18 protein-coding genes and 2 tRNA genes are annotated in these 21,972 nt (G+C 44.7%); 3 read left to right on the forward strand and 17 right to left on the reverse strand.

All coding sequences use genetic code 11. The features are described 5' to 3' along the window. Positions 1-36: 36 nt before the first annotated feature. The 14 genes from pnp to rlmE all read right to left on the reverse strand — a co-directional run bounded on the left by pnp (position 37) and on the right by rlmE (position 15,289). Positions 37-2,157, reverse strand: coding sequence for a polyribonucleotide nucleotidyltransferase (pnp, locus tag AB4351_RS01645; protein WP_017059234.1), 2,121 nt, complete (start codon positions 2,155-2,157; stop codon positions 37-39). Between the two features lie 378 nt (positions 2,158-2,535). Further along, a complete protein-coding gene (rpsO, locus tag AB4351_RS01650) occupies positions 2,536-2,805 on the reverse strand; it encodes a 30S ribosomal protein S15 (RefSeq protein ID WP_010436144.1) in 270 nt (89 codons plus the stop codon). 213 nt (positions 2,806-3,018) lie between these two features. Continuing rightward, the gene (gene truB / locus AB4351_RS01655; RefSeq protein WP_017059233.1) at positions 3,019-3,972 is read right to left on the reverse strand and encodes a tRNA pseudouridine(55) synthase TruB; all 954 of its coding nucleotides are present in this window, start codon (positions 3,970-3,972) and stop codon (positions 3,019-3,021) included. Further along, positions 3,972-4,385 carry a 30S ribosome-binding factor RbfA gene (gene rbfA / locus AB4351_RS01660; RefSeq protein ID WP_017065964.1) on the reverse strand — a complete coding sequence of 138 codons (414 nt, stop codon included), beginning with the start codon at positions 4,383-4,385 and terminating at the stop codon, positions 3,972-3,974. The genes truB and rbfA overlap by 1 nt, the downstream gene beginning before the upstream one ends. A gap of 134 nt (positions 4,386-4,519) precedes the next feature. Further along, complete coding sequence (gene infB, locus AB4351_RS01665; protein ID WP_017059231.1) at positions 4,520-7,210, reverse strand: translation initiation factor IF-2; 2,691 nt, start codon at positions 7,208-7,210, stop codon at positions 4,520-4,522. Positions 7,211-7,232: 22 nt separating this feature from the next. Further along, positions 7,233-8,720 (reverse strand): transcription termination factor NusA, encoded by a 1,488-nt coding sequence (nusA, locus tag AB4351_RS01670; protein ID WP_017059230.1) that lies wholly within the window; start codon positions 8,718-8,720, stop codon positions 7,233-7,235. 35 nt (positions 8,721-8,755) lie between these two features. Beyond that, complete coding sequence (gene rimP / locus AB4351_RS01675; RefSeq protein ID WP_004738265.1) at positions 8,756-9,211, reverse strand: ribosome maturation factor RimP; 456 nt, start codon at positions 9,209-9,211, stop codon at positions 8,756-8,758. A 234-nt stretch (positions 9,212-9,445) separates the two neighbouring features. Next, positions 9,446-9,522 (reverse strand) — tRNA-Met (locus AB4351_RS01680). Between the two features lie 53 nt (positions 9,523-9,575). Further along, positions 9,576-9,660: transfer RNA gene (locus AB4351_RS01685), tRNA-Leu, on the reverse strand. Between the two features lie 16 nt (positions 9,661-9,676). Further along, positions 9,677-10,009, reverse strand: coding sequence for a preprotein translocase subunit SecG (secG, locus tag AB4351_RS01690; protein ID WP_017059392.1), 333 nt, complete (start codon positions 10,007-10,009; stop codon positions 9,677-9,679). 294 nt (positions 10,010-10,303) lie between these two features. After that, entirely contained in the window at positions 10,304-11,644 is a 1,341-nt protein-coding gene (glmM, locus tag AB4351_RS01695; RefSeq protein WP_102393176.1) for a phosphoglucosamine mutase, read from the reverse strand. A gap of 21 nt (positions 11,645-11,665) precedes the next feature. After that, positions 11,666-12,496 (reverse strand): dihydropteroate synthase, encoded by an 831-nt coding sequence (gene folP / locus AB4351_RS01700; protein ID WP_102319906.1) that lies wholly within the window; start codon positions 12,494-12,496, stop codon positions 11,666-11,668. 88 nt (positions 12,497-12,584) lie between these two features. Next, entirely contained in the window at positions 12,585-14,552 is a 1,968-nt protein-coding gene (gene ftsH / locus AB4351_RS01705) for an ATP-dependent zinc metalloprotease FtsH (RefSeq protein ID WP_017068905.1), read from the reverse strand. A 107-nt stretch (positions 14,553-14,659) separates the two neighbouring features. Continuing rightward, on the reverse strand, positions 14,660-15,289 hold the full coding sequence (gene rlmE / locus AB4351_RS01710) for a 23S rRNA (uridine(2552)-2'-O)-methyltransferase RlmE (protein ID WP_017059396.1): 630 nt from the start codon (positions 15,287-15,289) through the stop codon (positions 14,660-14,662). A gap of 114 nt (positions 15,290-15,403) precedes the next feature. On the opposite strand from rlmE, the gene yhbY reads away from it, so the two are divergent. Continuing rightward, on the forward strand, positions 15,404-15,700 hold the full coding sequence (gene yhbY, locus AB4351_RS01715; RefSeq protein ID WP_004738252.1) for a ribosome assembly RNA-binding protein YhbY: 297 nt from the start codon (positions 15,404-15,406) through the stop codon (positions 15,698-15,700). A gap of 125 nt (positions 15,701-15,825) precedes the next feature. Here yhbY and greA read toward each other — a convergent pair whose 3' ends face one another. Further along, the gene (gene greA / locus AB4351_RS01720; RefSeq protein WP_017059397.1) at positions 15,826-16,299 is read right to left on the reverse strand and encodes a transcription elongation factor GreA; all 474 of its coding nucleotides are present in this window, start codon (positions 16,297-16,299) and stop codon (positions 15,826-15,828) included. A gap of 511 nt (positions 16,300-16,810) precedes the next feature. Between greA and AB4351_RS01725 the strand changes: the two genes are divergently transcribed. Further along, on the forward strand, positions 16,811-17,866 hold the full coding sequence (locus AB4351_RS01725) for a porin (protein ID WP_372124919.1): 1,056 nt from the start codon (positions 16,811-16,813) through the stop codon (positions 17,864-17,866). A gap of 111 nt (positions 17,867-17,977) precedes the next feature. Further along, positions 17,978-19,411 (forward strand): serine-type D-Ala-D-Ala carboxypeptidase, encoded by a 1,434-nt coding sequence (gene dacB / locus AB4351_RS01730; RefSeq protein ID WP_372124921.1) that lies wholly within the window; start codon positions 17,978-17,980, stop codon positions 19,409-19,411. Positions 19,412-19,546: 135 nt separating this feature from the next. Here the strand turns inward: dacB and AB4351_RS01735 are convergent, their stop codons facing one another. Then, positions 19,547-20,392 (reverse strand): magnesium transporter, encoded by an 846-nt coding sequence (locus AB4351_RS01735; protein WP_102331940.1) that lies wholly within the window; start codon positions 20,390-20,392, stop codon positions 19,547-19,549. A 381-nt stretch (positions 20,393-20,773) separates the two neighbouring features. Continuing rightward, positions 20,774-21,961, reverse strand: a complete 1,188-nt coding sequence (gene tyrS, locus AB4351_RS01740) for a tyrosine--tRNA ligase (protein ID WP_017059402.1) — start codon at positions 21,959-21,961, stop codon at positions 20,774-20,776. Between the last annotated feature and the right edge of the window lie 11 nt (positions 21,962-21,972).

The following is a 21,972-nucleotide window of genomic DNA, read 5'->3' on the forward strand; positions in this document are numbered from 1 at the left end:
CACTAAAAAGCGATATCACCATCGACACACTGAGAATTACTCAGCAGCAGGTGCTTCGCCTTCAGCTGGCGTTTCAACTGCTTCTTTCATGCTTAGACGTACACGGCCTTGACGGTCAATTTCAAGAACCTTAACAGGAACTTCTTGACCTTCAGTTAGGTAGTCAGACACTTTCTCAACGCGCTTGTCAGCGATTTGAGAGATGTGTACTAGACCATCTTTACCTGGAAGGATAGTAACGAATGCACCGAAGTCAGCTAGACGAGCAACTTTACCTTGGTAAATGCGGCCAACTTCAACTTCAGCTGTGATCTCTTCGATACGACGGATAGCTTCTTTAGCAGCTGCGCCTTCAGTAGCAGCAATCTTGATTGTGCCATCGTCTTCGATTTCGATTGTAGTACCCGTTTCTTCACAAAGAGCACGGATAACTGCGCCGCCTTTACCGATAACATCTTTGATCTTATCAGAGCTGATTTTCATTGTGTGGATACGTGGAGCGAATTCAGAGATATCTTCACGAGCACCAGAGATAGCTTCATCCATTACAGAAAGGATGTGCTTACGTGCACCTTGCGCTTGGTTAAGTGCAATTTGCATGATCTCTTTAGTGATACCTTCGATCTTGATGTCCATTTGAAGTGCAGTGATACCAGCGTTAGTACCTGCTACTTTAAAGTCCATGTCACCTAGGTGATCTTCGTCGCCAAGGATGTCAGAAAGAACAACGAAATCGTCGCCTTCTTTAACAAGACCCATTGCGATACCCGCAACAGAAGCTTTGATTGGAACACCAGCATCCATAAGAGCTAGAGATGTACCACATACAGAAGCCATTGAAGAAGAACCGTTAGATTCTGTGATTTCCGATACAACACGAACTGTGTATGGGAATTCTTCAACAGAAGGCATTACTGCTTGGATACCACGTTTAGCAAGCTTACCGTGACCAATTTCACGACGCTTAGGAGAACCAACGAAACCAGTTTCACCTACACAGTATGGAGGGAAGTTGTAGTGTAGAAGGAAGTTGTCTTTCTTCTCACCCATCAGGCTGTCGATGATTTGAGCATCACGTTGTGTGCCAAGCGTTGCAGTAACAAGTGCTTGAGTTTCACCACGAGTGAATAGAGAAGAACCGTGTGTACGTGGAAGAACACCAGTACGTACGTCTAGCGCACGAACCATGTCTTTTTCACGGCCATCGATACGTGGGTTGCCAGCGATGATGCGGCTACGTACTACGTTTTTCTCTAGAGAACCAAGCATGCCGCGGATTTCGCGCTCATCTAGGTTTTCGTCTTGTGCAATTAGAGCTTCAACAACGTCGTTCTTGATTACGCCAACTTGCTCGTAACGAGCCATTTTCTCAGTGATCTGGTACGCGTCAGATAGACGAGTTTCAGCAAGTTCAGCAACTTGAGCTTTAAGCTCAGTGTTAACTGCTGGTGCTTCCCAGTTCCAAGATGGAGTTGCAACTTCAGCAGCAAACTCGTTGATTGCTTTGATTACAACTTGCTGTTGGTCGTGACCGTAAACAACAGCTGAAAGCATTTCTTCTTCAGATAGGTTATCTGCTTCAGATTCAACCATAAGTACTGCGCCTTCTGTACCAGACACAACTAGGTCTAGTTTAGAGTTTTCAAGCTCAGTATTTGATGGGTTAAGAACAAGTTCGCCGTCGATGTGACCAACACGTGCAGCACCGATAGGACCATTGAATGGAGCACCAGAGATAGCAAGCGCAGCAGATGTTGCGATCATAGTGATCATGTCTGGGTTTACGTCAGGGTTGATAGAAACAACCGTAGCGATAACTTGAACTTCGTTTTTAAACGCACTTGGGAAAAGTGGACGAATTGGACGGTCAATCAGACGAGCTGTTAGTGTTTCGCCTTCAGATGGACGACCTTCACGCTTGAAGAAACCACCAGGGATTTTACCCGCAGCGTATGTACGCTCTTGGTAGTTTACTGTTAGTGGGAAGAAGTCTTGACCTGCAACTGCTTCTTTCTTAGCAACAACAGAAACGAATACTGAAGTATCGTCCATAGTCGCCATTACAGCAGCAGTAGCTTGACGTGCAATTACGCCCGTTTCTAGAGTAACGGTGTGGTTACCGTACTGGAACGATTTTACAACTGGTTTTTCAAACATTGTATATCCTTAGCTCTAAAGTCAGACTTTAGATTAAGTGAATAATGACTCAAGACATTACCAATCGCGACTAGTGAAAAGGGACTTAGGATGGTGACTCTTTGTATGTGTTCATACGCCGAATTAAGACCAAATCCGCCTTTGAATAGTCGCGACCTATTGGCCGACATCTGTGACTGTAATCTCTTGAGAGGTTGATTGCCAAACGCTGAAAACGCTATAGGCGGGCGTAGTATAAACTATTTTTATTAGGAGATATATTTCCTATCAGAAAAAGCCAGATGATATTCTGAGCATCCAGCCTAGCATTTTCTTACAGGCACAAAAAAAGGAGCATAAATGCTCCTTTTCTTCAAACTGTCTTTGCAGACATCGCTATTAGCGACGTAGGCCTAGACGCTTGATTAGGTCTTGGTAACGAGCAAGGTTTTTGCCTTTCAAGTAATCAAGAAGCTTACGACGGCTAGAAACCATACGTAGTAGACCACGACGGCTGTGGTGATCGTGTTTGTGCGCTTTGAAGTGACCTTGTAGGTGGTTGATAGAAGCAGTAAGTAGTGCTACTTGTACTTCTGGTGAACCTGTGTCGCCTTCAGATTGTGCGTATTCTGCAACGATTGCTGCTTTAGTTTCTGCATTCAGAGACATAATTCTCTCCTGATAAGAGTAAGTTTATATTTGTAGCAGCCAATCTCTGATTCAGCCGCTACGCGAGCCGAGGATTATAGGGAAGTTTGTCAGTTGGTGCAATAACAATCGAACCCATTAAAAACGAAAAAAGCGAACCACCTAAATTAGGCGTTCGCTTTCTATCTTATTTGCTCACTTTTCACGACTCAGCGCTAAGATCCGATGTAAGCGCTACGCTTGTGGCTCTTCATCTCTGAAAACAACCAAACGCTTCGGTGCAACTCGGCCATCTTCAGCAATCTGAGCTACGCCGACAAACAGCTTCTCTTCGCCACTTGTCATACGAACCGTGCCTTCAGTTGGCGCACCAGCAACCTGAACTGGCATACCGTGCTGAACTAGGTCAGTCAGTTCCGCGTTCAGGTTTACTTCTGGTAAGTCTTCAACGGCAGTGTCCATTGGCATCAGCAGTGGATCAAGCAGCTCTTTCGGTGCAATTTCTTGCGCCTGTGCTTGCTCTAGGATCTCGTTTAACTGCTCCAAAGTCACCATACGCTCGTATGGGTACTTTGCGACACCTGTACGACGAAGCATGGTCACGTGAGCACCACAACCTAGCATTTCACCAAGGTCGTCGGTAATTGTGCGGATGTATGTGCCTTTCGAACAATGCACTTCCATTTCAACTTCATCACCTTCAAAGCGAAGCAGTTCAATAGAGTACACAGTGATCTTACGAGACTCACGAGGAACCTCGATACCTGCACGTGCGTATTCGTACAAAGGCTTACCTTGATACTTCAATGCCGAAAACATTGATGGTATCTGATCGGTTTCACCCTTGAAGCTCGCAATGCAACGTTCAAGCTGTTCTTGAGTCACGTTAACATCACGTGTCTCTACCACTTCACCATCAGAGTCAGAGGTATTGGTACGCTCACCAAGCTTAGCGATAACAACGTAGCGCTTATCAGAATCTAGAAGAAACTGAGAGAACTTCGTTGCTTCACCAAGACAAATTGGCAGCATGCCAGTCGCAAGAGGATCCAGAGCACCGGTGTGCCCTGCCTTCTCTGCAAAGTAAATACGCTTTACTTTTTGCAGTGCATCATTAGACGAAATGCCAGTCGGCTTATCTAATAGAATTACCCCGTTGATAGGGCGACCTTTACGACGGCGAGCCATTACTCTTCGCCCTTAGACTGAGTTTCGTCAGTGCGGCCAGCTTCTTCTTGCTTACGCTTGTCGTCGTTCAGAACTTCACTTACTAGGTTAGACATACGCATGCCTTCTACTAGTGTGTTGTCGTAAGTAAAACGAACTTCAGGCGTTAGACGGTGGCGAATACGCTTACCAAGAGCCATACGAACTGGCACTTCATGCTCTTTAAGAGCTTTAAGGCATGATTCCGGTGTTTGCTCACCAACACATAGGAAAGTCACGAACACTTTTGCGTAAGCAAGGTCACGAGACACTTCTACGTCTGAGATAGTTACCATACCAATACGTGAGTCACGAACTTCACGTTGTAGGATAAGCGCAAGCTCTTTTTGAAGCTGCTGAGACACACGTTGTGTGCGGCTAAATTCTTTTGACATTTTCTTTTCTCACTTAGAAAGATGGGGGGCTTGGTAATAACCAGCCCCCCATGGTGTATTCAACAACCGATTACTTATTACCTTTACTAGTAAGGTTAGTAACCTTAGTCAATATGTCGAGTCGTACAGACTGATTAGTCTAGAGTACGTTTAACCTCAACGATTTCGAATACTTCGATCTGGTCACCAACGCGAACGTCGTTGTAGTTCTTAACGCCGACACCACACTCGTAACCGTTCTTAACTTCTTGAACGTCATCTTTAAAGCGACGAAGTGACTCTAGTTCACCTTCGTAGATAACAACGTTTTCACGAAGTACACGGATTGGGTTGCTACGCTTAATCGTACCTTCAGTCACGATACAACCAGCGATTGCACCAAGTTTAGGCGACTTAAATACGTCACGAACTTGTGCAAGACCAATGATCTCTTGACGGAATTCAGGAGCAAGCATACCGCCCATCGCCTGTTTAACTTCGTCAATTAGTTGGTAAATGATTGAGTAGTAACGTAGATCTAGGTTTTCGTTCTGAACCGTGTTACGCGCAGTTGCGTCAGCACGAACGTTGAAACCAAGGATGATAGCGTTAGAAGCTGCAGCAAGCGTTGCATCAGTTTCAGTAATACCACCAACACCAGAACCTACGATGTTCACTTTCACTTCGTCAGTTGACAGTTTCAGTAGAGAGTCAGCAATCGCTTCTACAGAACCTTGAACGTCAGCTTTAAGTACCACGTTAAGCTCAGCAACTTCGCCAGCCGTCATGTTCGCGAACATGTTCTCTAGTTTCGCTTTTTGTTGGCGAGCTAGTTTAACATCACGGAATTTACCTTGACGGTAGTTCGCAACTTCACGTGCTTTACGCTCATCACGTACAACAGTCGCTTCATCGCCTGACGAAGGAACACCAGAAAGACCTAGAATTTCTACAGGAATAGATGGACCTGCAGTTTCGATGTCTTTACCGTTTTCATCACGCATTGCACGAACACGGCCGTACTCTTGACCACAAAGAACGATATCGCCTTTGTTTAGAGTACCAGACTGTACTAGTACTGTTGCAACTGGACCACGACCTTTATCAAGACGAGATTCAACAACAACACCAGACGCCATGCCTTCTTTAACCGCTGTAAGTTCAAGAACTTCAGACTGAAGAAGGATTGCTTCTAGAAGACCATCGATGTTTGTACCCTGTTTAGCAGAGATGTGAACGAAGATGTTCTCACCACCCCATTCTTCAGGGATAACGTCGTATTGAGCTAGCTCATTCTTAACGTTGTCTGGGTTTGCACCCTCTTTATCGATCTTGTTCACAGCAACAATCAGAGGAACGCCTGCCGCTTTCGCGTGCTGGATTGCTTCGATTGTTTGTGGCATTACGCCATCGTCTGCTGCAACTACAAGTACAACGATATCTGTCGCTTGAGCACCACGAGCACGCATAGCTGTAAACGCCGCGTGTCCAGGAGTATCAAGGAAAGTGATCATACCGTTGTCAGTATCTACGTGGTAAGCACCAATGTGCTGCGTGATACCGCCAGCTTCGCCAGAAGCAACGTGTGCTTTACGAATGTAATCAAGTGTTGAAGTTTTACCGTGGTCAACGTGACCCATGATAGTAACAACAGGAGCACGACCTTCAGCGATAGCATCGCTATCACGGTCAGCTAGTACTGCTTCTTCAAGTTCGTTTTCTTTACGTAGGATTACCTTGTGACCCATTTCTTCAGCAACAAGTTGTGCTGTTTCTTGGTCGATCACTTGGTTGATAGTCGCCATAGCGCCCATCTTCATCATTACTTTGATAACTTCAGTTGCTTTAACTGACATTTTGCTAGCCAGTTCAGAAACAACGATAGTTTCGCCGATAGCAACGTCAGATTTAGCAACAGTTGCTGACTTATCGAAGCCTTGCTGCATTGAAGTTGGTTTAGCAAGCTTACCTTTACCGCCACGACCACGCTGGTTACGACCACCACGGTTGTTTGCAGGTTGGTTAGCAGGAGCTGCTTTCTTCTTGCGACGACGAGGTGCTTTCTCATCTTTCTTATCTGCCGCATCTTCAGCTTCACGAGCGTAAGTAGAAGTAGTCACATGGTAATCCGCAGATTTCTCTTGCTCTTTCTTCTTCTTCTCTTCTTCAGACCAACGTTCTTGGTTCTCTTCTGCTAACTTACGAGCTTCTTCAACAAGCTTAGCTGCTTCAGCTTCTGCTTTACGAGTTGCTTCTAGCTCTTGACGAGCTTTAAGTTCATCCGCTTCTTTTTTCGCTTGTGCGTTAGCGTCTGCATTTTTTGAATTCATGTCTTTTTTAGCCTTTTCAGCTTGTGCGCGTTGAGCCTTCTCTTCAGCTTCACGTTTTGCATCCGCTTCACGTGTTACTTTTTCTTCAGCTTCGCGCTGTGCTTTCTCTGCAGCATCACGTTTCGCTTGCTCTTCAGCATCGCGTTGTGCTTTCTCTTCCGCTTCACGATTAGCTACTTCCTCAGCTTCACGTTTCGCTTCATCTTCAATAGTGCTGCGCTTCACGTAAGTACGCTTTTTACGTACCTCTACTTGAACATCCTTACTCTTACCGCCTCCAGCGGCAACACTTAGCGTGCTGCGGGTCTTGCGTTGAAGAGTTAAACGAGTCGGTTCTGTTTCGCCTGAAGTATCGCCGTGCTCCTTTTTAAGGTGCGTTAGCAATGTTTGCTTCTCTGAATCAGTCACTTGATCCGACCCTGCTTTCTTCATGCCTGCATCAGCAAGTTGTTCAATTAAGCGGTCAACTGGCGTACCAATCTCTTCACTCAGTGCTTTAACTGTTAATTGTGTCATACCGCTTTCTCTCCTTGCTGAATTATTCTTCGTCGCCGAACCAACAGATGTTACGCGCAGCCATAATTAGCTCGCCTGCACGCTCTGCAGTTAGGTCTTCGATGCCTTCTAGTTCATCAACGCCTTGGTCAGCTAGGTCTTCCAGTGTCGCAACGCCTTTTGCTGCTAGCTTGTAAGCCATTTCACGCTCAAGACCTTCAAGTGCAAGTAAGTCTTCAGCAGGCTCAACACCGTCGAAAGTTTCTTCTTTCGCTAGCGCTAGAGTAGTCAGTGCGTCTTTTGCGCGGTTACGTAGTTCTTCAACGATACCTTCGTCTAGACCGTCTACTTCAAGAAGCTCGTTCACAGGAACGTATGCTACTTCTTCAAGCGTAGAGAAGCCTTCTTCAACAAGCATTTGAGCAAAGTCTTCTTCAATGTCTAGGTGCTTCATGAAGTTTTCAATAGAAGCAACTGCTTCTTCTTGGTGCTTCTTCTCAAGATCAGCAACAGTCATTACGTTCAGTTCCCAACCAGTAAGTTGAGACGCTAGACGTACGTTTTGACCGCTACGGCCAATCGCTTGTGCTAGGTTATCCGCTTCAACAGCGATATCCATAGAGTGTGCGTCTTCATCAACGATGATTGAAGCAACATCAGCAGGAGCCATTGCGTTGATTACGAATTGAGCCGGGTTATCATCCCAAAGAACGATATCAATACGCTCACCACCAAGATCGTTAGAAACAGCTTGTACACGTGCGCCACGCATACCAACACACGCACCAACTGGGTCAATACGTTTGTCGTTTGTTTTCACAGCGATTTTAGCACGAGAACCAGCGTCACGTGCAGCACCTTTAAGTTCAATTAGCTCTTCACCAATCTCAGGCACTTCAACACGGAATAGTTCAGCTAGCATTTCTGGCTTCGAACGAGTAACGAAAAGCTGGAAACCACGAGCTTCTGGTTTAACTGCGTAAAGAAGACCACGAACACGGTCACCTGGACGGAAGTTTTCACGAGGAAGTTGGTCATCACGAAGGATTACCGCTTCAGCGTTGTTACCTAGGTCTAGAATAATAGTGTCACGGTTAACTTTCTTAACTGCGCCAGTTACTAGCTCGCCTTCGTTATCGATGAACTGCTCAACGATTTGAGCGCGTTCAGCTTCACGTACTTTCTGTACGATAACTTGCTTAGCCGTTTGAGTCGTAATACGGTCAAACGTTACTGATTCGATATCATCTTCAATGAAACCGCCAAGTTCGATCTCTGGGTCATCGTACTTTGCAGCTTCAATAGAGATTTCTTTTGTTGGGAATTCAACTTCCTCAACAGCTTCCCAACGACGGAAAGTTTCGAAATCACCCGTTTTACGGTCAATTTCAACACGAACTTCAATTTCTAGTTCGCTTTTCTTTTTTGTTGCCGTTGCAAGCGCGATTTCAAGCGCTTCAAAAATACGCTCACGAGGAACTGCTTTCTCATTTGAAACAGCTTCTACTACCGCCAAAATTTCTTTGTTCATTAATCTAGCCTCTTAAGCTCTTCTCTCTAGGAGAACTAAAATTTAGGGATCAGGTTAGCTTTCGCAATATTGCTCAGGACGAATTCTTCTTCTTGTCCTTCAACCAATACTTTCACTGTCTCGCCTTCGATAGATTGGATATCACCTTTCCATTTACGACGGTTGCCGACAGCCATTTTCAAAACGATGCTTACCTCGTGACCAATAAATTGTTGGTAATGCTCTGCTTTGAACAGTGGTCTCTCTAAACCTGGTGAAGACACTTCAAGGTTATAAGCCACTGAAATTGGATCTTCAACGTCCATTACGGCACTTACTTGGTGGCTAACTTCAGCGCAATCATCTACATTGATACCGTTTGGTGAATCGATGTAAATACGTAGCGTTGAGTGCTCACCAGCACGAATAAATTCTAATCCAACTAACTCATAACCTGATGCTGCTACTGGAGCGTCAAGCATTTCAGTAAGTTGTCTTTCTAAACCAGTCATTTAACCACTCCAGAAACAAAAAAAGGGCTCAAAGCCCAATTTAAATTCCAAGCAAACATTATCTAAATACATTTACAAATGCTTAGATAACAAAAAACCCCGTATAAGCCGGGGTTTTTGTTGCTGGACCCTTATATGTTAAGTGCCATCACATTCGATATCGCACCTAACTCACAGTGAGGTTCACACTGTGCAAACTTGCTACCAATACAAGCTATATAATAGCATTGAAATTGGTTGCGGGAGCCGGATTTGAACCGACGACCTTCGGGTTATGAGCCCGACGAGCTACCAAACTGCTCCATCCCGCGTCCGACTTGCGAGCATTATACGCCCAACAAGATGTTTTACAAGTTTGTAAACATGGTGCCGAGAGAGGGACTCGAACCCTCACACCCTAAGGCACTAGCACCTCATGCTAGCGTGTCTACCAATTTCACCATCTCGGCATCAAATCTTTACAGATTATTGTGGAATTTCGTCGCCTTGCGCCGGAACTTCACTCACTGCATCATCAGCTTGTTGAATCACCTGACCTTGGGTCGGGTCAATCCATTGTGACTCAGTTTTATGTGTAGACATATTACCAAGCACTAAGCTAAGGATAAAAAATGTAGTTGCAAAAATTGCAGTCATTCGGGTAAGGAAATTTCCTGAGCCACCAGCACCAAACACAGTGTTTGAAGCGCCAGCACCGAAAGAGGCTCCCATATCTGCGCCTTTACCTTGTTGAATCAACACTAGGCCAATTACACCAAGCGCTGCCAACAGGTAAATCACAAGTAGAACTGTAAACATTTTTCCACCTATGTTCCTAATTGTTGAGCCAGCGCCGTTCAAAAAACTATTTTTAAGAACAAGGCTAGCGACCTCCTAACTGAAGGCCGAGCAATACTAGCGAATGCGACGATGGCTGACAAGGAGAATTTGCTAAAAAATAAGCCTTTACCAAGTGAGTGGTCAAAAAAAGGTCAAAAGCGACACAAAACTCATTTACGTCTCTCTTGACCGTTATATCTTTTGACCGTGAGATAACTCAATCACTTCTAATCACAGGCGCTATTCGTTACGCCGGCTAAGTAAAAGGTTAAATTAGCAGTTTGCTTTTACTGCATCTGCAATCTTAAGCGCTGATGCTTGAACAAGCTCTGCATCTTCGCCTTCAACCATGACACGCAGTAGTGGCTCGGTACCAGACTTGCGTAATAGCACACGACCTTTCTCGCCAAGCTCAGCTTCTACTTCAACAACCGCTGTTTTTACCGCTTCGGCTTCTAGTGGGTTTGAATCTCCGCTGAAACGAACGTTTTCTAGAACTTGAGGGTACAACGTCATGCCCTGAGACAACTCATTCAGTGTCATTTCGCTATCAACAACTGAAGCCAAAACTTGCAGAGCAGCAACGATAGCATCACCCGTCGTCACTTTATCTAGTAGGATAACGTGCCCCGAGTTTTCAGCGCCGATCTTCCAGCCTTTAGCAAGAAGCTGTTCCATTACGTAACGGTCACCAACAGCAGCACGTACAAACGGAATACCTAACTGCTTAAGGCCGTTTTCCATACCCAGGTTGGTCATTAGTGTACCAACAACGCCGCCTTTCAACTCACCGCGACGCAGTGCATCACGAGCAATAATGTAAGCGATTTGGTCGCCATCAACTTTGTTGCCTAGCTCGTCAACCATGATGATACGGTCACCATCACCATCAAAGCCAAGACCTAATGCCGCTTTTTCTTCAAGCACTTTTGCTTGCAGAGCACGTACATCCGTCGCACCGACTTCGTGGTTGATGTTAGTACCGTTTGGCTCAACACCAATCGCAACGACCTCAGCACCCAGTTCTTTAAATACAGCAGGCGCAATGTGGTAAGTCGCACCATGTGCACAATCGATAACGATCTTCATGCCAGCTAATGTCATTTTATGTGGGAACGTACTTTTACAGAACTCGATGTAACGGCCAGCCGCATCGTTCAAACGTACTGCTTTACCTAGCTCTGAAGAATCAACACATTCGATGTCTTTATCCAACTCTGCTTCAATTGCCAACTCGATATCGTCCGGCAGTTTTGTTCCTTCAGAAGAGAAGAACTTGATACCGTTATCGTAGTATGGGTTGTGTGATGCAGAGATAACAATACCGGCTTCAGCGCGGAAGGTTTGAGTTAGGTAAGCCACAGCAGGTGTTGGCATTGGGCCAGTAAACGTAGCCTGAAGACCAGCAGCAGCAAGGCCAGCTTCTAGCGCTGACTCAAGCATGTAACCAGAGATACGAGTATCTTTACCAATGATGACTTTCTTTGTGCCTTGCTTCGCAAGAACACGACCCGCAGCCCAGCCAAGCTTCAGAACAAAATCAGGTGTAATCGGGTACTGGCCTACTTTGCCACGTACACCATCTGTGCCGAAGTAACGTCTCTTATCAGACATATTGATTTTCCTTAATTATGATTAGTGATTGTTATTCATCACTTCGATTATCTTCATCGCTTCCAATGTATCTTCAACATCATGAACGCGAATAATTTGTGCGCCTTTGATTGCAGCGATGGTAGCGCAAGTGACGCTAGCAACCATGCAATCTGCTGGAGCTTTGTCTAGTAGCTTAAAGATCATCGACTTTCTCGACATCCCCGCTAAGACTGGCAACCCAAGCCTGTGAAACTTTTCAAGGTGCGCTAATAGGTGGTAATTATGCTCAATGGTTTTACCAAAACCAAAACCAGGATCCAGAATCAGCTGATCTTTTGATATACCAACAGCCTCACAAGCCTCCACCCTTTCTTTTAAGAACGCTTCAACATCCATTAGGACATCATCGTAATTAGGGTTAGCTTGCATGGTTCTTGGCTGACCTTTCATGTGCATCAGGCAAACGGGCACATTAGCATCGGCGGCCGCTTCTAAAGCTCCGGGCTCTTGCAGTGCGCGCACATCATTGATCAAATCAGCCCCCGCTTCAACGGCTTGGCGCATCACTTCAGCTTTACTGGTATCAATGGAGATCCACACATCAAACTTAGCGCGAATTGCTTTAATGGCAGGAATAACGCGAGCGAGCTCTTCTTCTAAAGGAACGTCAGGCGCTCCCGGGCGAGTTGATTCACCACCAATGTCAATAATGCTAACACCAGCTTGAATCATTCGCTCTGCTTGCAGTAAAGCATTATCTAATGAATTGAATTTTCCGCCATCAGAGAAAGAGTCAGGCGTAACATTGAGGATACCCATCACATGTGGGCGGTCTAAAACGAGCGTTTTATTATGTGCTTTTAATATCATGGAAGGTGGGTCTTAAAGGTAAAAACATCTAGGGCTAGAAACAGAAAAACCCTGAGCGTACTCAGGGTTTTAATTTAAAGCTTAGCAATTAAGAATCTTTGTTTTGAGCATCATCTGTTTCAGATTTAACTTCTTCAACTTTCGACTCTTCAGCTTTTGGTTCCGCTTTAGCTTCTTCTGCCTTAGCTTCAGGTTTTGCTTCTTCCTTTGTAGGTTCAGCTTTTACCTGATCACCCCAACCAGCTGGATCACGAATCTCTTGCTTACGCTCCATCAAGTCATCAATTTGACCTGCATCGATCGTTTCGAACTTCATTAGAGCGTCTTTCATCGAATGCATGATATCCATGTTATCTTCAAGAATCTTCTTAGCTCTATCGTAGTTACGGTCGATAAGGATACGAATCTCTTCATCGATAAGCTTAGTCGTGTCATCAGAAACGTGCTTAGCTTGGCTCATGCCGCGACCTAGGAAAACTTCACCTTCTTCTTCTGCGTAAAGAAGAGGACCCAATTTCTCAGAGAAGCCCCACTGCGTAACCATCTTACGAGCAATATCAGTTGCACGTTCGATATCGTTAGACGCACCAGTTGACACTTTGTCTTTACCGTAAATAAGTTCTTCAGCAAGACGACCACCGTACAGGCTAGAAATCATAGACTCTAGATGTTGGCGAGACATGCTCACACGATCTTGCTCTGGCAAGTACATGGTTACACCAAGCGCACGACCACGTGGAATGATTGACACCTTGTACACTGGATCGTGTTCAGGTACCAAACGACCAACAATTGCGTGACCCGCTTCGTGGTAAGCCGTTGACTCTTTCACTTCTTCAGACATAACCATTGAACGGCGCTCTGCACCCATCATAATTTTGTCTTTCGCAAGTTCAAACTCAACCATAGATACATTGCGCTTGTTACCACGAGCAGCAAATAGCGCCGCTTCGTTCACAAGGTTCGCAAGATCTGCACCAGAGAAGCCTGGAGTACCACGAGCGATCAGCGACGGTTCAACATCACCTGATAGTGGCACTTTACGCATGTGTACTTTAAGAATCTGTTCACGACCACGTACATCCGGTAGACCAACCACAACTTGACGGTCAAAACGACCAGGACGAAGTAATGCAGGGTCTAGTACGTCTGGACGGTTAGTCGCAGCGATAACGATAATACCTTCGTTACCTTCGAAACCATCCATCTCAACCAACATTTGGTTCAGTGTTTGTTCACGTTCATCGTGACCACCACCAACACCAGCGCCACGTTGACGACCTACAGCATCAATTTCATCGATAAAGATGATACAAGGTGCCGCTTTCTTCGCTTGTTCGAACATGTCACGCACACGAGATGCACCAACACCAACAAACATTTCAACGAAGTCAGAACCAGAGATAGTAAAGAACGGTACTTTCGCTTCACCGGCAATCGCTTTTGCAAGCAATGTTTTACCCGTACCAGGAGGACCAACCAACAGGATACCTGTCGGGATCTTACCACCTAGCTTTTGGAAGCGGCTTGGGTCACGAAGGTAGTCCACAAGCTCTTTCACGTCTTCTTTTGCTTCGTCACAACCAGCAACATCAGCAAACATGGTTTTGATTTGTTCTTCGCTCATCATTCGAGCTTTACTCTTACCGAAAGACATCGCGCCTTTACCGCCGCCGCCGCCTTGCATTTGACGCATGAAGAAAATCCATACACCAATCAGTAAGATCATTGGGAACCATGAGATGAAGATAGTGCCAAGCAGGCTCTGCTCTTCAGGTGGTGTACCCTGAACTTTTACGTTTTGATTAATTAAGTCATCAAGTAGCTTTTGATCATAAACAGGCATGTAAGTTACATACTTAGAACCACCACCACGACGTGTGAAAGTGATTTCGCTGTTATTGAACTGTGCGTCTTGAATCTGGCCTTGGCCAACTTCCTGTACAAACGTGGTGTAATCTACTGCTCTGCCGTTACTTTCCCCAGGGCCGAAGCTCTGGAATACCGACATCAACACTACCGCGATAACAAGCCACAGAATTAAATTTTTTGCCATGTCACTCAAGGTGTAAGCCTCTCGATAACTAATTGTAATTAAAGGTAGGGTACTACAGTTTGTAACCTGTAGCCATGTTGTTAACTCTCACTCTTGGAAGAGAATCGTTAACCTTTGTAACCAGTGGCTACGATAAACACTTCACGAGATCGAGCTCGAGAAGAGTCGGGTTTTCTAACTTTTACTGTTTTAAACATCTCACGGACGTCCTTAACGTATTGGTCAAACCCTTCGCCTTGGAATACTTTTACAACAAAACTACCATTGGTAGCTAGAACTTGTCGACACATATCCAAAGCTAATTCAACTAAATACATAGCTCTTGGCTGATCCACAGAATTGTTGCCTGCTATATTAGGTGCCATATCTGACATCACGACATCAACCATGTTTGGTTGTATACGTTCCAACAAGGCATCTAGCACAGCTTCTTCGCGGAAATCGCCTTGTAAAAAGCTAACACCAGCAATCGGATCCATTGGTAACAAGTCACACGCAATGATTTGTCCGTTGTCTCCAACAATCTTAGCAGCATATTGAGACCAACCGCCAGGTGCTGCACCCAAATCCACAATGGTCATCCCAGGAGACAGCAATTTATCTTTCGTTTGAATCTCTTCCATTTTGAAATAAGCACGTGAACGATAGCCTTTCTTTCTTGCTTCATTTGCGTACTTGTCGTCGAAGTGTTCCTTCAACCAACGGCCTGAACTGGCCGAGTGTTTCTGTTTGCTCATTGGATACCTAAATTGGAGGAAAGTACTAATTGCTGAATAAATTATAGTCTTCAGCTTTAGATGGCGTTAAAATAGGTTTTTTCAACCCTAATAGTAAAGAAAATTGGCCGCGTAATGAACCTAAGTACCAAACAAAAGCAGCATCTAAAGGGCCTAGCTCACAGTTTAAAACCTGTTGTGCTAATGGGCGCAAATGGACTTACTGAAGCTGTTCTAGCGGAAATCGAATTAGCTCTAGACCACCACGAACTGATCAAGATTAAAGTTGCATCAGAAGACCGTGAGACTAAGCAACTGATTATCGATGCAATTGTACGTGAAACTAAAGCTGAGAAAGTACAGACTATCGGTAAAGTTCTAGTACTGTTCCGCCAGTCAGAAGCACGTAAAATCGAGATTCCACGTAAATAAGCGAGTTTGATATAAGCTAACTTCACTAATAGGAAGCCACAGCGCTTATCTTTTAGTGTAGCGTGAGAAACGAAAAAGGTCGCATTTAGCGACCTTTTTACTTATCAGAAACAAAGAAAATTCAATTAGATATATTCTACTTTGTCGATTTCGAAGTCTTTGTCACCACCAGGGGTAGAGATCATGACTTCGTCGCCTTCCATTTTACCGATAAGACCGCGAGCAATTGGCGATTTCACAGAAATGCGACCCGTTTTGATGTCTGCTTCGTCTTCTGAAACGATTTGGTAGCGGAACTCATCATCGGTATCCACATCAATCAGTGTCACTGTCGTACCAAAGATAATCTTGCCCGTATTATCCATTTGCGTTACATCGATGATCTGAGCCAGTGATAGCTTATATTCAATATCACGGATCTGAGCTTCACAAATACCCTGCTCTTCACGAGCGGCGTGGTATTCAGCATTCTCTTTCAGGTCACCTAGTTCACGTGCTTCACCAATAGCTGCTGAGATAACAGGGCGTAGCTTAAGTAGGCGATCTAATTCGTCACGTAGCTGCTGAGCGCCACGTACTGTCATTGGAACCTTTTCCATTTTTTACCTCTATGCCAAAGCTTTCTTTGGCCAACATAAATACACCCAACGTATTTATTGGGTGATAGAAACAAAACGATTTGGCTTAGTGTAAACAAACTTTATGGCTAAATCACCTTTATTCCACTTTGCGTTATAAAAGCTTTATCTAGGTCTAAATTACAGACATCACAAAAATGAATAATAACCTCCCCATCAATAAGTGGAGAGCTAAATACCTAAAAAAACAAAAAACAAACAAAATAAACACAGATCACACTTTTATAAAATACACTCAAAAACAACCACTTAAACAAAAAAGATATAATAAAACAGTGTTCATTTTTTAGTTTTATATCATTTTACTAACTGACCATGGAACTTTAGAGGTAAAAAGTAACCCATGGATTGCACTGGCATTTTCAGACTTCTGTTCTAATCATGATTATGAAGCCTGATTAATACAGGCAATACACAAAAGGGTTCAAATCCTTAATAAAACTTCTATGGACAGTAATTAGGAAATAATAACATGAACAAGACTATGATCGCGCTTGCTGTATCTGCTGCAGCTCTTGCTACTAACGCAGTGGCAGCCGACGGTAAACAAGCTGGTGATATTGCCGGTACTTCTGTATACAGCTCAAACGGCACTTCTCTAGAAATCGGTGGTCGTGCTGAAGCTCGTCTATCTCTAAAAGATGGCAAAGCTGAAGACAAAACACGTGTACGTCTTAACTTCCTAGGTAAAGTTGAAATCCAAGACGGCCTATACGGCGTTGGTTTCTACGAAGGCGAATTCACAACTAACGAAGACGGCGGCGCGACTGATAACAGTGATAGCAGCGATATCACTAACCGTTACACATACGCAGGTATCGGCGGTGACTTCGGTGAAGTAACTTACGGTAAAAATGACGGTGCGCTAGGTGTTATCACTGACTTTACCGATATCATGTCTTACCACGGTAACTCAGCAGCACACAAAATTGCTGTAGCAGATCGTTCAGACAACATGGTTTCATACAAAGGTCAATTCCAAGACCTAGGCGTAAAAGCAAGCTACCGTTTTGCTGACCGTCAAGAAGGTGTTGTTAATGGTTGTAACATCGGTGAGTACTGTGACAACGACGCTGATGGCTACTCTCTATCTGGTATCTACGCTATCGGCGACTCTGGCTTTAAGCTAGGTGCTGGTTACGCAGACCAAGCTGACCAAAACGAATACATGCTAGCAGCTTCTTTCCGTACTGACGCTCTATACTTTGCTGGTACATTCACAGACGGTGAGCTAGCGAAAGATAACGGTGATTACACTGGTTACGAATTCGCAGCAGCATACACACTAGAAAAAACTGCATTCACACTAACGTACAACAACGCAGAAACTGACGGTGAAACTTCAGCTGACAACGTTGCAATCGATGCGACTTACTACTTCAAGCCGAACTTCCGTACGTACATCTCGTACAACTTCAACCTAATCAGTGAAAATGACACAATTGGTACTGTAGGTTTGGGTAACGGTACTGCATCTAAAGCAGACGCTGAAGACGAGCTAGCTCTAGGTCTACGTTACGACTTCTAATTCTGATTATCTAATTGATTAATTAGTTAATTGAGAATCAAAACGCCCGCTATCTAGCGGGCGTTTTTTATATCTGTATACTGAAAACATCAGCCACCCAAGAAATCTTCTATGCGCCTTCTATCCACACTACTGGTATGTAGTTTTTCCATTAGCGCTTTCTCAGTTAACGCTTTCGCTTACCCCCCTCTAGATAAACTGCCTGATGGCAGTAGCACCAGTGTAATTTTGGAATCCCTGAAAGGCGATTCAAACAAACTGAATTCCAATAGTGATGGCTTCTATCCACCCGCCAGTACTTTGAAGCTGGTGACAGCTTTGGCGGCTAAGTTGGAGTTAGGGGATGACTTTCACTACACGACCAGCATTGTTCGTTCTGGTAATGACTCTATCATTTCATTTAGTGGCGACCCAACGCTGCAACGAGAACAGCTTAAAAGCCTTTTGGCTCAATACGCTAAGTCTCAATCAAGAACCATCAAAGGCAACTTATACCTCGATAACTCGACTTTTACGGGCTATCAGCGAGCGGTGGGGTGGCCTTGGGACATTCTAGGGGTTTGTTACAGCGCGCCTTCGAGTGCGATGACCTTAGACAGCAACTGCGCACAAGCCTCTATTTATACAAAAGATAACGGCAGCACTCGTGTCTATATTCCCGCTCACTATCCGATAGACGTGACAACCACCGCCGCCACGGTAACTCGATCAGGGCAGAAGGCAACACAATGCGACTTAGAGCTCACCACCACACCAGATAACGCTTACAAGCTCTCTGGTTGCTTGGTTGAGCGTAAAAAGCCACTGCCACTCAAGTTCGCGATTCAAAATCCAGAACTTTACACCTATCAAGTCGTTACATCGCTTCTCAAAGAACTGAAAATAGAAGTAAAAGGTGATGTGATTATTGGTAAAAAAGCGCAAGCAGACAAAACCACGTTAGTCGCTAGTCACAACTCAGAAAAGCTTCCTGAACTGCTCGATATCATGCTCAAGAAGTCAGATAACCTTATCGCAGATAATCTAACTAAAACGCTAGGAGCAACATTTTATGTTCAACCGGGCAGCTTCAATAACGGCACTGAAGCAATAAAACAGATACTGCTGACCAAGGCTAATATTGACCTCAGTAAAGCGCAGCTCGTCGATGGTTCAGGGTTATCCAGAAATAACCGAATGAGGTCACAGACCATGGCTCAAGTGCTTCGTTATATCTGGGAAAACGATCAACAGCTCAGCCTGATTGAGGCTATGCCTACATCTGGCACTGATGGAACGCTCAAATACCGTCAGAGCATGAGAAAAGCACCGATTCAAGGCAACATTATCGCCAAGAGTGGTTCTCTATACGGCAGTTACAACATGGCGGGATACGGATTAGATAAAGCGGGAAAACCAAACTCTCTGTTTGTACAATTTGTCCGTGATTACTTCCCTGAAGAACAAGATCCAGACAAACCAGTGGAAGCACCTATCACCCAGTTTGAGCGTGCTTTCTACAAAGATGTAGTTGAGTTCAGTCAAACACAAAGCAAATCTAAGTAATGTTTAGCTCTCTGTAAGCTTCTACTTAAACAATAAAAATGGCGCTGAAGATTTAAGATCTTCAGCGCCATTTTTCTTCCTAAGATGTTTTTCTTCGGCGGTGCTTTTTATTTTCAGAGTCTTTATTTAAAAGCGTTAAGCAATACCCAAGAATGAATTCACTACCGTGAAGTAAATCCACATCCCTGAAATATCCACTATCGAAGCAAGCACTGGGCTCACTAACACCGCTGGATCAAGCTTAAATAGCCTAGCAACTATCGGCAATCCGCCACCCAGCACGGTTGATATGGTCACCTGAATAAACAGCGCTACCGCAATAGCTAACGCAATCATGTTGATATCATAACCACCTGTAGCTTGGTTTTCACTAAAGAGCAAAATACGTCCAATCATCACTACAGCAATCGCTAAAGCTAAACAAATAGCAACTCTAAACTCTTTCCATAGAACGTTAGCCCATTGGCGTTTTTTCAACTCACCTGTGGCTAAGGCTCGGATCACCAAAGTCGCTGCTTGTGTTCCGGTGTTACCACCAGCAGCAGCAATTACCGGCATGTAGATTGCCAAAAGTACCAACTGACTGAGAATGTCTTCATACTGAGCAATGATAAGCCCTGAGACGATTCCCAATAGTGCTAACGAAATAATCCAACCGATACGCTGCCTGACGTGGCTCATGACGCCAGTCGAAAGGTAACCCTGTTGAGGTTCTACCTCAGAGTAGATCAGCCCTAGTTGGTGAGCTAGATGTCGAGAGCGCTTCTCAAAGCCCTGCTCTTCTAGCTCACTAAGTAAAGTCTGAATCGTACTCAAAGAGCATTGCCCCAGCACTAGCACCGCATCTTCGAGCGGCATTCGATTCAAAAGATTAATTTGTTGTTCACGTCCGTACTGTTGAAATGCATTCGATACAGCTTGGATGTCTTGCTCTGAGTACAGAGCTTCAATAGACAAAAAAGTGTTGTTCATTACCGTCATGGCGAATCTCCCGATTGGCAAAGGTAACGACCATCAAAACAAATAGCCTATAGCTAATACACCAAGAGCGTACAGCTAAGCGCACCAAGAGCTGAAAGCTACTGATGTGTCTACTTGTTAGAATCTAGTGTGTGGAAAAGAATGCGGGGGAAAACAAAGATACCCTACCTGAACGGCAGGACAATAGATCAATACCGAGACAGGTTATTCTTCTCCATTCAAACTAGGAGGATGGTCGGTATTGTTCATAAAAATCTCCAGAATTACTGTCAATTTGACAGCGCGCATAGTGTAGCAATAGGCGTTTCAAAGTTTCGTCAATTTTAAGTCAATAAAAAAGGCATCCGTGGATGCCTTTGGTTCAATTATTGATGTGCATTATTACTTAATAGTAATACGAGCAAACTTACGCTTACCTACTTGGTAAACGGCAGTACCTGCTTCAGGCACGAATTTGCTGTCTTCAATCTTCTCGCCTTCAAGCTTAGCAGCGCCTTGCTTGATCATACGCATCGCATCAGAAGTCGAGTTTACAAGACCCGCTTCTTTTAGAACGTTCGCAATTGGCAGGCCTGCTTCGAATTCAAACTCCGGCATTTCATCAGGAACTTGGTTCTTAGCAAAACGGTTAACGAACTCTTGCTCAGCGGCTTCAGCATCTGCTTCACTGTGGAAACGAGCGATGATCTCTTTAGCAAGAAGCACTTTAACGTCACGCGGGTTCTTACCTGCATCAACGCCAGCTTTCAGTTCCGCAACTTCTTCAAGAGGACGGAAAGACAGCAGCTCGTAGTAGCTCCACATTAGATCGTCAGAGATAGACATGATCTTACCAAACATCTCGCTTGGTGCTTCGCTGATACCGATATAGTTATGCGCAGACTTAGACATCTTCTTAACACCGTCTAGACCAACAAGTAGTGGCATCATCAGTACCGCTTGTGGTTTTTGACCTGCCGCTTTTTGCAGTTCACGACCCATTAGAAGGTTAAACTTCTGGTCAGTACCGCCAAGCTCAACGTCGCTCTCTAGTGCAACAGAGTCGTGACCTTGTAGAAGTGGGTACATGAATTCGTGGATTGCGATCGGTTGACCACCAGCGTAACGCTTTTTGAAGTCATCACGCTCAAGCATACGAGCAACAGTTTGGTTAGAAGCAAGACGAATCATGCCTTCAGCGCCAAGCTCAGATAGCCATTCAGAGTTGAAACGAATTTGCGTCTTCGCAGGATCTAGAATCTTGAATACTTGCTCTTTGTAAGTTTCAGCATTCTTCAATACGTCTTCGCGGCTTAGCGGTGGACGTGTTGAGTTTTTACCTGATGGGTCACCAACCATTGCAGTGAAATCACCGATAAGGAATGTCACTTCATGACCAAGCTCTTGGAAAGCACGAAGCTTGTTAAAGATAACCGTATGGCCTAGGTGGATATCTGGAGCTGTTGGATCGGCACCCAGCTTAATGCGTAAAGGACGACCTTCTTTTAGTTTTGCAATCAGTTCGTCTTCTGGAATCAGTTCTTCTACGCCACGTTTGATCTCGGCTAGTGCAGCTTCAATACTCGCCATTCTTGTTCACT

Origin of the sequence: Vibrio sp. 10N.261.51.F11, assembly GCF_041471665.1 — a bacterium.
Lineage (GTDB): Bacteria > Pseudomonadota > Gammaproteobacteria > Enterobacterales > Vibrionaceae > Vibrio > Vibrio crassostreae_C.

Excerpts from the sequence above, each read along its gene's own strand:
- pnp (WP_017059234.1), bottom strand. The coding sequence starts at position 2,157 with ATGTTTGAAAAACCAGTTGTAAAATCGTTCCAGTACGGTAACCACACC.
- rpsO (WP_010436144.1), bottom strand. The coding sequence starts at position 2,805 with ATGTCTCTGAATGCAGAAACTAAAGCAGCAATCGTTGCAGAATACGCA.
- truB (WP_017059233.1), bottom strand. The coding sequence starts at position 3,972 with ATGGCTCGCCGTCGTAAAGGTCGCCCTATCAACGGGGTAATTCTATTA.
- rbfA (WP_017065964.1), bottom strand. The coding sequence starts at position 4,385 with ATGTCAAAAGAATTTAGCCGCACACAACGTGTGTCTCAGCAGCTTCAA.
- infB (WP_017059231.1), bottom strand. The coding sequence starts at position 7,210 with ATGACACAATTAACAGTTAAAGCACTGAGTGAAGAGATTGGTACGCCA.
- nusA (WP_017059230.1), bottom strand. The coding sequence starts at position 8,720 with ATGAACAAAGAAATTTTGGCGGTAGTAGAAGCTGTTTCAAATGAGAAA.
- rimP (WP_004738265.1), bottom strand. The coding sequence starts at position 9,211 with ATGACTGGTTTAGAAAGACAACTTACTGAAATGCTTGACGCTCCAGTA.
- secG (WP_017059392.1), bottom strand. The coding sequence starts at position 10,009 with ATGTTTACAGTTCTACTTGTGATTTACCTGTTGGCAGCGCTTGGTGTA.
- glmM (WP_102393176.1), bottom strand. The coding sequence starts at position 11,644 with ATGTCTGATAAGAGACGTTACTTCGGCACAGATGGTGTACGTGGCAAA.
- folP (WP_102319906.1), bottom strand. The coding sequence starts at position 12,496 with ATGATATTAAAAGCACATAATAAAACGCTCGTTTTAGACCGCCCACAT.
- ftsH (WP_017068905.1), bottom strand. The coding sequence starts at position 14,552 with ATGGCAAAAAATTTAATTCTGTGGCTTGTTATCGCGGTAGTGTTGATG.
- rlmE (WP_017059396.1), bottom strand. The coding sequence starts at position 15,289 with ATGAGCAAACAGAAACACTCGGCCAGTTCAGGCCGTTGGTTGAAGGAA.
- yhbY (WP_004738252.1), top strand. The coding sequence starts at position 15,404 with ATGAACCTAAGTACCAAACAAAAGCAGCATCTAAAGGGCCTAGCTCAC.
- greA (WP_017059397.1), bottom strand. The coding sequence starts at position 16,299 with ATGGAAAAGGTTCCAATGACAGTACGTGGCGCTCAGCAGCTACGTGAC.
- AB4351_RS01725 (WP_372124919.1), top strand. The coding sequence starts at position 16,811 with ATGAACAAGACTATGATCGCGCTTGCTGTATCTGCTGCAGCTCTTGCT.
- dacB (WP_372124921.1), top strand. The coding sequence starts at position 17,978 with ATGCGCCTTCTATCCACACTACTGGTATGTAGTTTTTCCATTAGCGCT.
- AB4351_RS01735 (WP_102331940.1), bottom strand. The coding sequence starts at position 20,392 with ATGACGGTAATGAACAACACTTTTTTGTCTATTGAAGCTCTGTACTCA.
- tyrS (WP_017059402.1), bottom strand. The coding sequence starts at position 21,961 with ATGGCGAGTATTGAAGCTGCACTAGCCGAGATCAAACGTGGCGTAGAA.